Below are 16168 nucleotides of genomic sequence, written 5' to 3'. Positions count from 1 at the left end.
ATTAAGAAGAAAATCTAAGCCAGTAATAGGGCTTAAATATTAATATACGAGGAGGTTATTATATGATTTGGTCTTTAATCGTTGGTGGTTTATTAGGATGGTTTGCAAGCTTAATTACTGGAAGGGATGTACCAGGTGGTGTAATTGGTAATATTATTGCTGGTATTATCGGTTCTTGGATTGGTACGAAATTACTTGGTAGTTTCGGTCCTGTAATAGGCGGATTTGCAATCATTCCTGCTTTAATTGGTGCGGTTATTTTGATCTTCATTGTGAGTTTTTTACTACGAGCAATGCGGAAATGAATGTAGCAGGACTGTTTACATTTGTAAGCAGTCCTTTTTATATGTTATGCTAGTATTATACAATCAGGAGGTGTCAGCATTGAAATCATTTACAGTAAATTTCCATCAAGAAGATAATGCAAAAGCGACAACAGTACATAAATTAAGTGAAGAGGACTTCAATAAAGCAACTGAAAAAGGTACTCGTCATTTATTTGATTTAGACACAAACGTTGGCTTCTTCGTATTCTTTGATGCAGAAGATGCAGAAGGAAATGATCAATACTTAATGTTACAATATGAAGGAGATCATGAAGAACCAACTGCGTGTTATGGATTTGATTTAAAACTATACTATCAATTTTTAGCACTATACTTAAATGATCTGGAATACCAAGGTGAAACAGATGAGGAAGAGGAAGAATATGGTCCAATTCATCATTTAGCTCACTTACTTTATCATATTGTTGAAGACGGTAAGTCAATCGAAGTGTAATATACATATTTAAAGCTGTCCTTTTGGGGCAGCTTTTTTATATGACATTGAAATGGTGTACTTTGAGCTAAATAAAGTGAAGTTTTAATCAGTGGGGGGTTCATCCCCACTGATTATTAGCCCTACCAATCGGGCTTTTACGGGCAGCCCTTACCCCCATCTAACTTCTTTGCTTCGACGTGGGGATCTTACTGCCCGGCAAATAGCGGGATAAATTAATAATAGAAATTTATTTATTAAGTAGGATTATTTATTACTTTCATGTTAGTTTCGTAAAACACCTGTTATAATGATTGTAATTAAATTCATGGAGGCTAATTCTATGCTTGTAGATGTAAAAGCTTTTATTAAAGCTGCAGGTTTAACATGTATTTCATCATTAAGTGGAGATAATACATTTGCTTATAATTTTGAAACTGTAAAAAGCACTATCGCTACATTTTTTAAGAAACTAAGATTTACCGTTTAATTTCATTTCAACCAGTAGGAAAAGAGTAATCACTTCCTACTGGTTTTTTTCTGTTTCAAGGAGCTGTTGTGACGGCATATTTTCAGCTATAGATAGAGGATATTATCATTGAGAAGAGAAGGTTTAAATAAGGAGATGAATACAGTGATTAACAATATAATTCCAAGTTTTTTAAAATTATGGGAAAGTGACGATTTAGAATTAGAACTCCTTAATCGATACTTTACTTCGCATTCAGAGATATTTGAAGAATACTTTAAGTATCATTGTCCTAAAACGAAAGAACATCTTTCTAATGCCATTAAACAATATCCCGCAAAAATAGAAGATATTCGTATTATTGCAGAATCATTACCAATCATTATTCAAGAGGTAACAAATGAATATCGTAATAAATATAACTTTGATGTAAATATGAAATTCCATTTATTCGTTGGAGGATTTGGTTCAAATGCATTTGTAGAAAGGGAAATCATTGGAGACATATTTTTTGCGGCAGAAAAATTATCTCCAGATTTGAATCATCTTCGTGTTATTGCTGCTCACGAAATATGTCATATATATCATAATGTTATGCTACAAAATACTGGAATGGATTGGACTAGGGCTGAATGGACCGATGCGTCGGTAAGTTTGTATCGTGAAGGTGTTGCAACTTATTTATCAAAAAAAATCGTTAAAGATTTAAATGAGTCTGTTTACTACTCATATAATAGTGACGGTGATCCATGGCTACAATATTATAAAGAAAATGAAGAGAAAATAAAGAAACGTTTTTTACAAGATTATGTTGAAGGATGGACAGATGAAAAAGAGAAAGAATGGTTCCGTTTATCAGGAGGTAGTTACTTCGGATATAACAGACTTGGTTACTTTTTAGGAACAGCTTTTGTAACATGTTTTGTACAAGCCTTTGGAGAGAATGAAGCACTGACTTTTTGGAACAAACATAATTTGAAAAGTAGTGTAATGGGTTGGTTATCGAAATGAATAAGATGCAATAGGGGGGTAAAATGATGAAAGGGTATTTGAAAATAGTTATGTTGTTTTTGGCTATAGCATGTATGTGTGCGCTAGCAGCATGTAATGGGACAGACGAAAAAAAGGAAACAAATCCAACCTTGGAAAATAATAAAAATGAACAAAGCAATTCTTCAGAAGAACAGAAAAATCCTGAAGCAAAACCAAGTAATGAAAAAACAACAAAACTATCACCTGAGCCAGATTCGAAAAATAGAACACTTAATCAAAAATCAATTAACCACGTTAAAGATTTGTTTGAACTAGCAAAAGAAGGAAAAGTACCTAATGTACCATTTGGAGCCCATACAGGGGATATTGAAGAAATTGAAAAAGCGTGGGGAAAAGCAAATAAAACCGAATATGCAGGGAACGGAATGTACGCAACTTTTACAAATAAAAATGTTGTTTTCGGATTTAATAAAGGGTCACAAGTTTTTGATGTACGCTCATATCATGCAGAACTAAAATCGATTACATTACAAGAAATTGAAAAAGCGTTAGGAAAACCATCTTCAGTTAAAGGGAATGGTGAAGACAAAATATATGTATACAAAGTAAATAACCAGTATGAGTTAAAATTTGTCATTCCAAAATCGACTGGTAAGGTAGATCATATTTCCGTGTTTTCACCAGAGGATAGTATTAATAAAATGGCAGGATAAGAAATTAAGTGATTTCAAAAACACCTCACTTTCTTTAAGTGAGGTGTTTTTAGTTGTAAACAAGGAACGTTTCCTTTCATATGCGAAATACTTCACTTTTGTTTTTTAGCATGCATCCAATAAGAAATGTTGATCTACTGAAAAAGTAGTAACCTATAAATTATGTGTAGGCTGGTTCACGATTTTTTTTCGTTCCAAATTTTGAACAAATAACGCTTGTACAATACCTCCAACTACTAAGAAACTAGCGCAAATATAAAACAGCATACTTCCATTTAACTTACTTAATAAAACTGCACCAATAACTGGTCCACACGTTCGAGATATATCCCAGTGTATACCGTAAATTGAAAAATATAAACCACGTTTATTATGAGGTGCAATTCCTGAAACGAATCGTAATAAATGGTTTAGAGCAATACTTTCTCCAATGACTAAAAAGAGTAAGGTGAAGAATAACGACAATATCGTCGTTGAATAACTAAAGCCAACTGCAGCTATTGTAAAGCAGGTATAAGAAATAAGGATGATTTTCGCCATAGAAAATCGTTCAGACCATTTTACGAGGAAGATTTGTAGAATGATTTCCAAAATGGCTTTGCATGTTGAAATAAATGCGAGTATGAATACGAGATTAGGAAATACATGTTCTGCAAAAATACGATAATTCGTCTCAGTTTGTGCATAAAAAAAGCTAATAGGAAGTGTAGAAAGCATAAGACCGAATATGGCGTAATGTTTAAAAACAAATTGCTTTGGTGAACTTGCCTCAACTGTTTGTTTTGACTTACTTATAGGTGGAACGGTTTCTGGGAGCTGGGTCCAAACAACAACGGCATATATCGTAAGGGTTACACTTTGCACGATAAATAAATATTCTGGGTGAGTATTATAAAAACTTGCACCGATTAAAGGGCCGATTACGGATCCAATTGCTCCCATCGTTTGTAGAAGAGCAAAAATTTCTGCTTGCTGCTCTTTTTTTGTTAAATCAGCAATTTGTGCACGTTGAGCCGGAATATATAAGGAACGGCCAATGCCATTAATGACATATAACAGTGCAAATATAAAAACGGATTGAGCGAAAACGAAACTACCGATTGCAACACTTTGTAGCAATAAGCCGAGTAACATAATCTTTTTCCGGCCATATTTATCAGTAATTCCTCCAGCAATAAGTGTAAATAAAATGTCTGAAAGTGGCTGTAATCCGAAAATCAACATAGTTATTATTACATTGCCGTTTAACATTTTATTAACGTAAATAATCATAATGATAGCTAGCATAGATTCAGTCGTTCGGGTTAATAATTCACCACACAGTCTAATAAAAATAGGTTTATTGTAACGAAGTAAGAGATAATTCAATATTAATTCCTCCTTTCTATATTGAAATGATAAGATGAAAGAAGAATTGGAAAAAGGGTAGAAACAATAGGGAGTATTTTTCACCTTTTAGGGGGATTATGATGTTTATTTTAGATCAATATATTGAACTATGGATTGCTTATGGAAAAGGGAAAAAAGAGGGAGAACGATTGGAAGTAACAGTGCAAAATATATCTGAAACATTATTTTGTACAGAGCGTAATAGTAAATTAATTATAAAAAAATTAGATGAGTTAAATTGGATCAAGTGGTTTCCAGGTCGCGGCAGGGGAAATCGTTCTAAGTTAATATTTCAAAAGCACCCGATGTCTTTAATTTTAGATAGAGGAAAAGAAATAACGAAAAAAGGGGATGTGAAAAGCGGAAGCATATTTGTGGAACGCTATAGCTCACATTTTCCGTCAGTAAAGGGAGAATATCACTGCTGGGTAGATTCAATATTTGGTCATAAGATTGAAATGACATCTGAAGGGAGAAGAGATGTACTCCGGTTGCAAGTACAAATGAATTTAGATATCACATTAGATCCTGTATACGCTACAATGCGTTCAGAATGTCATATGGTAAAACATATATTCGACACACTCGTGTATGTAGACGGTAATACAAACATTATAGAGCCAAGACTTGCATTTCACTGGGAATATAATGACGCTGAAAAAATATGGACGTTTTATTTACGAAAAGGAGTTCACTTTCATAATGGAAAACAACTTACTGCACATGATGTTATATACTCATTGAATCGATTTATGAAGCTGGAAAATAATGCACACGCATGGATGTTACAACACGTTGAAAGTATCCGTTCAGTGGATGACTACGTTGTCGAAATTCAATTACAAACGGAAAATAAAATGTTTTTACATATGATAAGTGCAGAACAGTGTTCTATCGTGAATGAAGATGAAGCAGGAGAGCTAATTGGAACAGGGGCTTTTCAATTATATAAAAGTAATGAAAATCTGTTCATTTTAGAAGGTCATCCTTTATATTTTCGTGAAAGACCTTTTTTAGATCGTGTTGAGTTGTGGAATGTAGAACAAGGTGTAAGTACATACGATGTTTTAGTAAAGGCGCAGTATAAAGATAAAGAAAAACATAATAAAGAATTGTCTCGGCTTGAGTCGAACGTGACATATATAACATGTAATCTTACGAAAGAAGGACCAATGCAAGATGAGTTATTTCGGAAAGCGTTATATAAAATCATTCATGGTTATACAATCGTTCAAGAACTCGGCGGAGAACGTGGAGAAGTGGCAAAGAAACTAATATTAGCAGGTGAAAGCATTGTAGAGATTGAGGAAGATGTAAAAAGTTTAATTAAAAGGAGTACTTATCATAATGAAGTGCTACAGCTCTACACATTTACAGGACGAGATCATGTTGAAGATGCACAATGGATACAAAAAGAGTGTGCGAAGTACGGGATTCGTGTAGAAAATAATTTTCTTGATATAGAAGAGCTATTGGAAGTAAGTACGATACAAAAGGCTGATATGATGCATGATAGTGCCACAATAAGCGAACGAATAGAAGATAGTCTATTATATATGTTTCTTACAAAAAATAGTTTTATTCATGGACAAAGCAACATGGACTTTTATGAAAAGTTGTCTATTTATTTTAAACAAGAAGAATTAGAGAAAAGAGTTACATTGTTACGCGATATTGAGGATACTTTGTTACGTCAAATTCATATTATTCCTTTGTATCATAATAAACAAGAGGTAAGTACACATGAAAAAGTCCAAAATATAATGATTAATTCACAAGGTTGGATTGATTTTTATAATATTTGGTTTAAATATTGATATATAAGGGCTTTTGCGCATTTTCATAAGATGTGTAAGAGCCTTTTTTGTATGTAGGAATAGGTTTGTTTTACACATTGTTACGCTACTTGTGATAAAAGTCTATTTACAGCGTAACAGTGTTATGTTACATTGTTATCAGGAAGGAGTGTTATACAGTTGAGTACAGATTTGATTTCAAAAAAAGATTTATTAGAACTAACTGGCATTTCATACGGACAGTTATATAGGTGGAAAAGAAAAAATTTAATACCGGAAGATTGGTTTGTACGAAAGTCAACATTCACGGGTCAAGAGACATTTTTTCCGAAAGAAAAGATATTAGAGCGTATTGATAAAATCCAAACGATGAAAGAGGATTTATCACTTGATGAACTAGCGAATATGTTTTCACCGAGTGTGAGAGAAATTCTTTTAACAAAGGAAGACATTTTACGTAAGGGGATTGCATCAGAACCAGTTTTACAATTTTTCATAGAACAAACGAATAAAACAGCAGAGTTTCAATTTGTAGATATTCTTTATGTGTACATGTTAGAAGAATTATTACAATCGGGAGATATTAGTTTAGAAGAAGGAAAAATGGTCTTGCAAGTTTTACGTGAAAATTATGAAGCAATTAAACATAAAACTTGTGATTTAATCATTGTACGAAAGTTAGGGATTTCTACATGTTTATTAGTTTCAAACGTGGAAGATTTAATTTTTGAAAAAGGCACTAAAATCGTTTTACGCGAAGCGATTATGAAATATACCGAAGCATTAAAAACGAAATTGTTGTAGTGGAGGAGAAAGTATGCGTACAGATAATTTGATTATAAATGGTTACGGTTCATCGAATGGTGGCGAGTTTCATAAAGTGCAATTAAACGGAAAAGGTACTGTGAATGGAAATGTTGAATGTGACCAATTTGAATGTAACGGTTACGGTGCCGTTACTGGAAATTTGAAAAGTAGCAATGCAAGAATTAGTGGATCAGGTAAAATCGACGGTACAGTTCATGCTGAAACGATGCGAATTGATGGAAAAGCAACAATTACGCAAGATGTGAAGGCAAACAGTTTGAAAATTGCAGGAAAAGGTACGGTGGGTGGAAATGTCACTGGTGAAGAATTTAAAGTCAATGGTCAAGCGACAATTGATGGTAATTGTGAAGTGGATACGTTTTCTTCAGAAGGACAATTTACAATTGGTGGATTACTAAGCGCTGATGAAATAAATATTAATATTCACGGTACATGTCGAGCGAAAGAAATTGGTGGTCAAACGATTAAAGTAAAACATAGACTAAGTACTTTTAGTAGGCTGTTTAAATCAGTATTTGGTATGCAATTAGAGGCTGAACTATTAGAAGGTGACAATATCGATATTGATTATGCTCACATAAGAACGGTAAGAGGAAATAATGTTACGGTAGGACCAAACTGTGAGATTGAACTGATCGAATATACGGGTGTTCTTACTGTTGATAAAAGCGCAAATGTAAAAGAAATGAAGCAGATTTAATGGAAGGGAGAAAATGATATGGAACATCAACATAGTCTTACTGTTAATGGTTCTGGTAGTTCAGCAGGCGGAGATTATAATAAAGTGAAGATTCGCGGTGAAGGAACGATTTCTAATGACATGAGCTGTAATGAATTTAAAACGTACGGCACGAGTGAAGTGTGCGGTAATATGAAAGTGAAAAGTTATGTCGTGTATGGAGATAGTGAAGTACAAGGAAATGTAGATGCGGAATATGTAAAAGTATACGGAAATACACAAATGCATAGTGATGCTCATATTGAAAAAATAAAAGTAAGAGGTATGATAGAAGTTAAGGGGAAATTAACTGGTGATTTCGTAGATGTGAAAGGCGCTTTAAATGTAAAAGGAGATATTGAAGTTGAAGAACTGTCACTAACTGGTGGCCTTGAAAGTGATGGATTACTTAATGCTGAAAATATTGAAATTTCACTTCGTTATGAAGGTAGCAAAGTAAGAGAAATTGGCGGTAAGAAGATTACCGTTCGTAAAAAAGCGAGATTTATTCCATTTACAAATCATGCTGGAAGCCTCCAAACGTCTATCATTGAAGGAGATGAGATTTATTTAGAGCATACGATTGCTGAAGTAATAAGAGGAAATAATGTTACAATTGGTCCCGGATGTGAAATTAGTGTTGTAGAATATCATACTAGTTTTAATCAAAAAGGTAATGCAGTCGTAAAGGAACATAAACAAATATAAGTAGTACGAGGGAGAGCAAGGTTATGGTTGAAAAGAATAATAAGCTCGGCTTTGTTGTAGCGGGCTTATTGCTAGGTATTTTAATGGCATCAATGGATAATACCATTGTCGTAACAGCGATGGGAACAATCGTTGGTGATTTAGGAGGCCTTGAAAACTTTGTATGGGTCGTTTCTGCCTATATGGTCGCAGAAATGGCAGGTATGCCGATATTCGGAAAACTATCAGATATGTATGGTAGAAAGAGGTTCTTTATTTTCGGTTTAATCGTCTTTATGATTGGTTCGGCGCTTTGTGGTACTGCTGAAAATATTACACAGTTAGGGATTTATCGTGCCATTCAAGGTATTGGCGGCGGGGCATTAGTGCCGATCGCGTTTACTATCGTTTTTGATATTTTCCCTCCTGAAAAGCGCGGGAAAATGGGTGGTTTATTCGGAGCAGTATTTGGTTTATCAAGTATTTTTGGTCCGTTGCTTGGTGCGTATATTACAGATTACATAAGCTGGCACTGGGTATTTTATATTAACTTACCGCTTGGCGTTTTAGCACTTATTTTTATTACATTCTTTTATAAAGAGTCACGAGTTCATAGAAAGCAAAAAATTGATTGGTTTGGCGCAATTACTTTAGTTGGTGCAGTAGTTTCTTTAATGTTTGCGCTTGAACTTGGCGGACAAAAGTATGATTGGGATTCTAACTTTATTTTAAGTTTATTTGGTGGATTCGTTATTTTAATTATTGCATTCATTTTTATTGAACGTAAAGTAGAAGAACCGATCATTTCATTTGAGATGTTTAAACAACGTTTGTTCGGAATGAGTACAATTATTGCTTTATGTTACGGAGCTGCATTTATGTCAGCAACTGTATACATTCCATTATTCATTCAAGGTGTATACGGTGGCACTGCAACAAACTCAGGATTATTACTTTTACCAATGATGTTAGGCTCAGTCGTAACAGCGCAGTTAGGTGGTTTTTTAACGACAAAGCTTAGCTACCGAAACATAATGATCATTTCTGCGGTTATAATGCTAATTGGACTATTTTTATTAAGCACATTAACGCCAGAAACAAGTCGTGCATTATTAACAGTGTATATGATCATTATCGGATTTGGAGTCGGTTTCTCATTCTCTGTACTAAGTATGGCAGCTATTCACAACTTCGGTATGGAACAGCGCGGATCTGCGACTTCGACGAGTAATTTCATTCGTTCATTAGGTATGACACTTGGTATTACAATCTTCGGAATGATTCAAAGAACAGGTTTCCAAGATCAATTAGAAGAAGCATTTAAAGGTATGAGCGGGGGAATGAATACAAACACATTAAGGGATTCAAGAGCCATTTTATCAGAATCGGCAAGATCTCAAATCCCTCCGCAAATATTAGATAAGATTATTGATGCTCTTTCTAGTTCAATTGTTCAAACATTCATGTGGGCATTGGTACCAGCTGGATTAGCATTCATATTCATTTTCTTTATGGGAAATGAGCGCATGGTAATTAAGAAACAACAAAAGAATAAAAAGAGCGAAACATCAAAAGCGTAATGAAAAAGCTCCTTTCCAATTGGAAAGGAGCTTTTTCGTATGTATGGTGTTAGATTAGCCTTCGATAATTTCGTATTCTTCGTCTGCAAGTAATAAAATTTGTGTTTTCTTACCTTTGTTTTGAACTTCGATTACATCGTATGCACCTAAGTCTCTTACTTTGCTTTGAGAAGCGTTAACCATAACTTCCATAGAATCAATTAAGATATCTTCTTCAATGTATGATTCAGGCAATGCCATATCTTCAGTTTCTAATACACATGCGTATAGATTTTGTAAGTTTTCAGCAGTTGGGTTTTGTTCCTCAACATCAATGATGTTTTTTACTGCGTCCATATTTTCTTCTTTTACTTGGTATACTTTAATTTTAGCCATTGTTTTAATCTCCTTTATAACGTAATCGTAGAGGCTACACTTCATTATAACGTTTTTTTCATGAAAGATGAAATTGTTATATGTATTTATAGTAAAAATTATGTGTTATTACTCATTATTGGTGTAATTCCCTTACTAATATTATGAATAGGTAACGATATTCCTACGTTAAAGTTATATTGTCCAAGCTTTTTTGTTTTCCTTTCATATATATGTATTAGCTATTCTATATAAAGAAGGGATGGAGTGTAAGTGGATTGTGAGCCGAAACGTGATTGTGGATGTTGCCAAAATAGTATATGTGAATTTTTACAAAGTCTAGAACCGTATACTAAAGTTGAAAGTATTGTAATAGCAGGAAACGAAATCGTTGTATCCTATTTTCTTTCGTTTAATGTGATGAAAGGGATTGTATCATTTGTACAAGAAGACAGTGAGGTTATATTTGTAGATTGCTCAAAAATTGATGCAATCCGAATAGGAAAAGTTTGTAGTTGCAAATTGAAAGTTAAATATATTGAAGAGGACTTTAGCTTACTAGGAAATGTGTGCCCGCAATGTTTAACAGAGGGGAGCACAATCTTTTTCGATTTTCATAATCCAGAATTAAATTTATCTTTACAAGCGAAAACAATTGATGCACCTATATGTACTGAATTTACAGATGAACTTGGGAATATAGTAAAGCAAGTTGCAATCGTAGGTAAAGCAATTGTTTCTAAGGATTTTGTTCAAGTACCTGAACTGTTAGATTTTCGATTAGTTTTATCGGATACTGCTGCGAACCCTTTGAAGTTTGGAATACTATTCATTAATTTTCCTGATATTACATTCATTATTCTATTCGCATCTAGTGGATACTTAAACATTTCAAATTGTTTAAAAGTAGAGGGTGGAACTGGTAATATCGAAATAGAAGAGCTGAAAAAAATGATAAAGGATGACGATAACACGTACAAATCGGTTGTTAAATTGACTAAGGTATATAAGAACGGTGAGACGGAATCTTTTATTTCTAAGAAGGAGTTATAACGCATTTTTTGATAAATCCTCATACATTATGTTGAGGGTTTATACATACATGATGTATATTCTAACGTTTAAAAAGTGAGATACTCTTTTTTTATTAGATGTTATAATAATTTTATATTTGTGAATAATTTATAATTATATAAAATTTTAGTTTAATAGGTGTTTGCTTATATGATAAGTGGTTGATTGAAAAATTGTATAAGTTGATTCTTAAAGATTTAGAATACGATTGATTTTAAAGAAGGCGGGAATGTAAATGATATATGAAGCGAATATACGTACAAGAAAAAAACTAGTTTCTATGTTTGATGATTTCAATAACGTTGTTTTACTTTCTTATTTACAAGGGTATATGGGTACTGCTTGGGTAAATGATCTTGAAAATCCAACAGTAGCACAAGTTACGGTAGGAATTTTCACATTTTACGCTGGAGACCCAAATGTGCAAGAAACAGAAGAGTTATTACGTAATATTCCAGAAAGAATTTTAGTTATCGTAAATAGTGAAGAGTGGAAACAACGCCTAGAAACATTCCATGAAAGAAAAATAGATAAGTTTTTACGTTATAAATTCAAACGAAATCCAGAAGTTTTTAATCGTTCAAAATTACAATCTTTTATATCAACACTTCCAAAAGGATATGAGTTAAAAAGAATAGATGAGCATATCGCAAATAGCCCTACATTACATAAGATCTCCGAAGATTTTACAAGTCAATTTCAGTCGGTAGAAGATTATATAAACCGTGGTATAGGTTATAGCATTTTATATAACGGAGAAGTTGTATGCGGTGCATCCTCGTATAGTATTTATAATGATGGCATTGAAATTGAAGTTGCGACTGATCATAATCATAGAAGAAAAGGTTTGGCAACTGTAGTTAGTGCAGCTCTTATATTGGATTGCTTAGAAAATGGAAAGTATCCAAACTGGGACGCAGCGAATACTACATCTGCTAACCTAGCAGAAAAGTTAGGATATGTTTTTGATAAAGCGTATGATACTTATTTTGTGGATAATAAATGAGTGAAGGAATTACATACTAAAAAATAAATGCGCCCTAGTACGTAAGTCTAGGGCGCATTTATTAGTTGGTAAATATCTTCATAACAATTTTAACACATTTCATCTTTTGAATGTTCGGAATTAAAGATATTTATGTGACTTTTTGAAAAAATAAAAGAGCAGCTAGCAAAAGCTTACTGCTCCTCTCCAAGGGAGAATGGAGAAATACAATCATGTTACCTATAGTATTGACGGAACATTAAGTTTTAATCAGCCATTTATAAAAGGAGAGATAAAATATCTTTAATTAATCCTTAGGCTCCGATTAGGAGTACTGATAGAAAAACGATTGAGAATATACTTTGTTATCCCTCATTAACGGGCAGTAAAACCCCCACTGATTAAAGTTTCGCTTTATTACATTTACAATTTAAATAGTAGAACGTGTTTTTCGTAGTTCGCCAAACACCAATTATATTTTTTTAGAATAATTGGATGGACTGCTTCTTTCGTAGTATCGACTTCAGTATAGCCATATTTCTTATAAAAGTTTTCTAATTCCTCAAAAGGAAGACAATATACATCTTGTATTTGTGATTTTCTCGCAGTTTCTACTAAAAATGAAACAAGGTCACCAGCTAATTGTAGCCCTCTAAATTGAGGCAGAATAAAAATTCCACCCATTTCTAAAGTATCTGCATCTATTTGGACTAATCGTCCAACACCTGCATACTCATTGTTATATGTAATAATTGCAACTTTCTCTCTCTTTAAATCACTTCGTACAAATCCTATCGATTCATATTGACTATTAATCCATTCTAAATCATTAGATGTAGCTAGTTGAATACTCATGTGCATCCTCCTTTGGCCAACTTGCGCTATTTTCATTATATAGAAAATAATTTTAGGAAAAAAGTAGTTGGAATCGCATAATTTTCCTTAATAGTTCAAGTTTTGAAGAATAGTGCATACAATATAAAGTGTTTTCCTTTCTTCATTTAAGTTTTACGTATATAATTTAAAAGTACTATTTTTATTTTATTATTTTATATTTATAACAGAATAGAGGTTTAAAAATGGGTGTTAAAATCATTACGGATAGTGCGGCGGATTTACCAGTAGAATTGCTGCAAGCATATGATATTGATTTAATTCCACTCCGTGTATATGATGAAGCAGAAACAGAGTATTTAGATGGAGTAACATTAGAGTCAGTTACATTATTGCAAAAAATGAGAGAAGGCGCTGTTTATAGAACGTCATTGCCTTCACTTGAAACTTTCCAAGAAAAATTTGTTTCTTATGCAAAAGAAGGTAATCCTTGTATATATTTAGCTTTTTCATCTGAACTGTCTGGTACATATCAATCATCAGTTGTCATTAAAGAGGAAGTAAAAGAAACATATGTAGATTTAGATTTAGAAATTATTGATACGAAATGTGCTTCGCTTGGTCAAGGTCTTGTCGTTTTAGAAGCTGCTAAAATGGCAAAAGACGGCGCATCAAAAGAAGATATTTTAAACCGTGTCGATTTTCTAATGAACCATATGGAGCACATCTTCACTGTAGCTGACTTACAGTACCTTGTTAGAGGTGGACGTTTAAGTAAAGTAGCTGGTTTTATCGGTGGTTTACTAAACATTAAGCCGATCTTAAACGTGGAAGAAGGAAAACTTGTACCACTTGAAAAGGTACGAGGGAAAAAGAAAGTATTAAGCCGTATTGTTGATATTATGGAAGAGCGTGGTAAAGACCTTAAAGGTCAAACAATCGGTATGACTCACGGTGACGATTTAGAAACAGCTGAAGCATTAAAAGCATTAATTACGGAAAGATTTGGCTGTGAAGTATTTATCGTAAATACAATTGGTGCAGCAATTGGAGCACATACAGGTCCTGGCGTTATAACGTTATTTTTCTTAAATGAAGTAGAGTAAAGGATTGATCTTTTGATCAATCCTTTTTTATTTTTTAATCTGTGATAATCGGTCGTTATGGTATTGATGAAGATAAAATCTTTGAAGTTTTCCTATATCAAATGCAATCTTGTAGAAGGAGTATTTTTTATATGTGGAATGATACTTAATGGTAGAAAAAAAGTATAAATAAGAATGCATTTATAGGAATCTGAATATTTAATTATATCTAAATTTTATCATTTCATATATAATTGTGTAGGGGAAATATCTGTAACTATTTGTAAAAATAGGGGGCGGCTATAAAAATACAAGAAATTGCTAGATGGGATTTAAATCGATTGTATTTGAATGAGGATATTCTATTTCCGATTTTGGAGTTGAAAGAGCAATATTTTGTAACAAAAGATGTAGAGGTTCTTTCAAAGCTTATACAAGCTATTGAAAAAGCAGAATACTATTTGTACTGTCAATCGGTTGAAGAAAGTGTTTCATCTGACCTTACTAAATTGACTGTGAAAGTGAAGGAACTAAAAAGTGAAGTACAGCAAGTAATAAAACATAATAAAGTGGAAACTTCAGATAATACTAAGTTAATAAAAGATGAGCTTAATGCGTGGGAAAATATGTACATACAATTACGGGATAGGATAGAAATAGAGCACAATAATAAACTATTATCCTTTGGACAAGCAAATACTATTGCAATGAATAGTGATAATGAAAAGGAAAGATTAGAAGTATTCGAGTTACTTACAAGTACTTTACATAAGGAAAAAGAAATCTTTGCTACCGTATTAAATCAAATAGGGAGATTGCGTAATATAAAGAGTAATGAAATAGAAGATAGAGAGATTTTAACACAATCTTTTCATGCGAATGGCATTTCAGAAACTGTATTATTACAAATGTGGAATGTGACAGAAGAAAACCTTGATAAATTAGTAAGTGCTTTAAACGTGTATAAGAAAGGGAAAGCTTCCATTACATGGCATGAACTTATGACAGTAAAGGAAAGTAATGAGGTTACTATTCCTTTTTCAGTAGCAGTACAAAACGTTTATGATGCATGTAAGAATATTGATGAAGAATTAGCAGTATTTGCACGTAATGCGATAGAAAGTGGATGGATAGATGCTGAACCGAGAGAGAATAAACCACCAGGTGGGTTTTGTGCTCCATTTTTCAGTGAGAAAGAATCGAGAATCTCCATGCGTTATGATGGGAGTATAGATAGTGTAAGAGTGCTCGCTCATGAATTAGGACATGCTTGGCATTTTTATAATATGAGTTTTGAACAATCTACATCTTTTTTAGATGATTATTTGCCGATGAGTACGGCTGAATCAGCATCTATTTTCTTTGAAACGGTACTCTTAAATTATCTAATTGAAACAACTGATAGTAAAGATATGAAAAAGGCATTGCTTAGCTGGAAAATAAGAAATAGTTTTAATTATGTAATGGCAATACGAGCATCGTATCAGTTTGAAAAAACATTTTATGAAAAATGTAAAGAGGGTCCATTAAGTGCTGATGAAATTGAGAAATTATCTATAATGGCACAAAAAGAAGCATATGGAAATTCTTTAAGTGAATACCAGCCGTTTGTATGGATGAAATATATTCAATTTTATATAGCAGATGTTCCTTTTTACAATTATCCATACACATTTGGATATTTAGTAAGTTTTAGTTTATTAGAAATAGCTCAAGAAAGTAAAAGTACTTTTCATCCGAAATATAAAGAGTTTTTAAGAGAAACAGGAAAGGCTCCAGTAGAGGAGCTTATGAAAAAATATTTTGAAATAGATATAAGAAATTATGAATTTTGGAATAAGGCTTTTATTCAAATTTCTAAAGACATTGATGAATATTTGCAGCTTATGTAAGGGGAGAGTATA

General features: G+C 33.0%; 17 protein-coding genes. 14 read left to right on the top strand and 3 right to left on the bottom strand.

Going from position 1 to position 16168, the window contains the following annotated elements; genetic code table 11:
• Positions 1-62 precede the first annotated feature (62 nt).
• The 5 genes from CQ064_RS29185 to CQ064_RS29165 all read left to right on the top strand — a co-directional run bounded on the left by CQ064_RS29185 (position 63) and on the right by CQ064_RS29165 (position 2934).
• On the top strand, positions 63-305 hold the full coding sequence (locus tag CQ064_RS29185) for a GlsB/YeaQ/YmgE family stress response membrane protein (RefSeq protein WP_000638310.1): 243 nt from the start codon (positions 63-65) through the stop codon (positions 303-305).
• Positions 306-384: 79 nt separating this feature from the next.
• On the top strand, positions 385-780 hold the full coding sequence (locus CQ064_RS29180) for a hypothetical protein (protein ID WP_000834885.1): 396 nt from the start codon (positions 385-387) through the stop codon (positions 778-780).
• A gap of 322 nt (positions 781-1102) precedes the next feature.
• Positions 1103-1249, top strand: a complete 147-nt coding sequence (locus CQ064_RS29175; protein ID WP_000959551.1) for a hypothetical protein — start codon at positions 1103-1105, stop codon at positions 1247-1249.
• Between the two features lie 135 nt (positions 1250-1384).
• Positions 1385-2239, top strand: a complete 855-nt coding sequence (locus tag CQ064_RS29170) for an aminopeptidase (RefSeq protein ID WP_033794990.1) — start codon at positions 1385-1387, stop codon at positions 2237-2239.
• Between the two features lie 23 nt (positions 2240-2262).
• Positions 2263-2934, top strand: a complete 672-nt coding sequence (locus tag CQ064_RS29165; RefSeq protein WP_003274497.1) for a DUF4309 domain-containing protein — start codon at positions 2263-2265, stop codon at positions 2932-2934.
• A 153-nt stretch (positions 2935-3087) separates the two neighbouring features.
• On the opposite strand, the gene CQ064_RS29160 is transcribed toward CQ064_RS29165, so the two are convergent.
• Positions 3088-4302 carry an MDR family MFS transporter gene (locus CQ064_RS29160; RefSeq protein ID WP_001108446.1) on the bottom strand — a complete coding sequence of 405 codons (1215 nt, stop codon included), beginning with the start codon at positions 4300-4302 and terminating at the stop codon, positions 3088-3090.
• Positions 4303-4403: 101 nt separating this feature from the next.
• Here CQ064_RS29160 and CQ064_RS29155 point away from each other — a divergent pair, with 101 nt between their 5' ends.
• The 5 genes from CQ064_RS29155 to CQ064_RS29135 all read left to right on the top strand — a co-directional run bounded on the left by CQ064_RS29155 (position 4404) and on the right by CQ064_RS29135 (position 9932).
• Complete coding sequence (locus tag CQ064_RS29155; RefSeq protein ID WP_000470195.1) at positions 4404-6140, top strand: ABC transporter substrate-binding protein; 1737 nt, start codon at positions 4404-4406, stop codon at positions 6138-6140.
• Positions 6141-6299: 159 nt separating this feature from the next.
• Positions 6300-6923, top strand: coding sequence for a YhbD family protein (locus CQ064_RS29150; protein WP_000102246.1), 624 nt, complete (start codon positions 6300-6302; stop codon positions 6921-6923).
• Positions 6924-6936: 13 nt separating this feature from the next.
• Positions 6937-7647, top strand: a complete 711-nt coding sequence (locus CQ064_RS29145; protein WP_001258371.1) for a bactofilin family protein — start codon at positions 6937-6939, stop codon at positions 7645-7647.
• An 18-nt stretch (positions 7648-7665) separates the two neighbouring features.
• Entirely contained in the window at positions 7666-8373 is a 708-nt protein-coding gene (locus CQ064_RS29140; protein WP_000401030.1) for a polymer-forming cytoskeletal protein, read from the top strand.
• Positions 8374-8396: 23 nt separating this feature from the next.
• Positions 8397-9932 (top strand): MDR family MFS transporter, encoded by a 1536-nt coding sequence (locus tag CQ064_RS29135; RefSeq protein WP_000229636.1) that lies wholly within the window; start codon positions 8397-8399, stop codon positions 9930-9932.
• Positions 9933-9986: 54 nt separating this feature from the next.
• On the opposite strand, the gene CQ064_RS29130 is transcribed toward CQ064_RS29135, so the two are convergent.
• Positions 9987-10307: a hypothetical protein gene (locus CQ064_RS29130; protein WP_001062741.1), complete on the bottom strand. Its 321-nt coding sequence runs from the start codon at positions 10305-10307 to the stop codon at positions 9987-9989.
• Positions 10308-10559: 252 nt separating this feature from the next.
• On the opposite strand from CQ064_RS29130, the gene CQ064_RS29125 reads away from it, so the two are divergent.
• Together CQ064_RS29125 and CQ064_RS29120 are read left to right on the top strand one after the other, a co-directional pair.
• The gene (locus CQ064_RS29125) at positions 10560-11339 is read left to right on the top strand and encodes a BC_2878 family exosporium-associated protein (protein ID WP_000340381.1); all 780 of its coding nucleotides are present in this window, start codon (positions 10560-10562) and stop codon (positions 11337-11339) included.
• A 256-nt stretch (positions 11340-11595) separates the two neighbouring features.
• Positions 11596-12366 carry a GNAT family N-acetyltransferase gene (locus tag CQ064_RS29120; protein WP_000638745.1) on the top strand — a complete coding sequence of 257 codons (771 nt, stop codon included), beginning with the start codon at positions 11596-11598 and terminating at the stop codon, positions 12364-12366.
• A 402-nt stretch (positions 12367-12768) separates the two neighbouring features.
• Here the strand turns inward: CQ064_RS29120 and CQ064_RS29115 are convergent, their stop codons facing one another.
• Positions 12769-13200 (bottom strand): GNAT family N-acetyltransferase, encoded by a 432-nt coding sequence (locus tag CQ064_RS29115; RefSeq protein ID WP_000027159.1) that lies wholly within the window; start codon positions 13198-13200, stop codon positions 12769-12771.
• A gap of 224 nt (positions 13201-13424) precedes the next feature.
• Between CQ064_RS29115 and CQ064_RS29110 the strand changes: the two genes are divergently transcribed.
• A complete protein-coding gene (locus tag CQ064_RS29110; protein WP_000538281.1) occupies positions 13425-14285 on the top strand; it encodes a DegV family protein in 861 nt (286 codons plus the stop codon).
• Positions 14286-14572: 287 nt separating this feature from the next.
• Entirely contained in the window at positions 14573-16156 is a 1584-nt protein-coding gene (locus tag CQ064_RS29105) for a M3 family metallopeptidase (protein WP_024927886.1), read from the top strand.
• Positions 16157-16168: the final 12 nt, after the last annotated feature.

The sequence above is a fragment of the Bacillus sp. MYb78 genome (assembly GCF_002975115.1).
Lineage (GTDB): Bacteria > Bacillota > Bacilli > Bacillales > Bacillaceae_G > Bacillus_A > Bacillus_A cereus.
The sequence above is the reverse complement of the archived record's forward strand: the minus strand, read 5'-3'. Positions and strand labels throughout refer to the sequence as shown.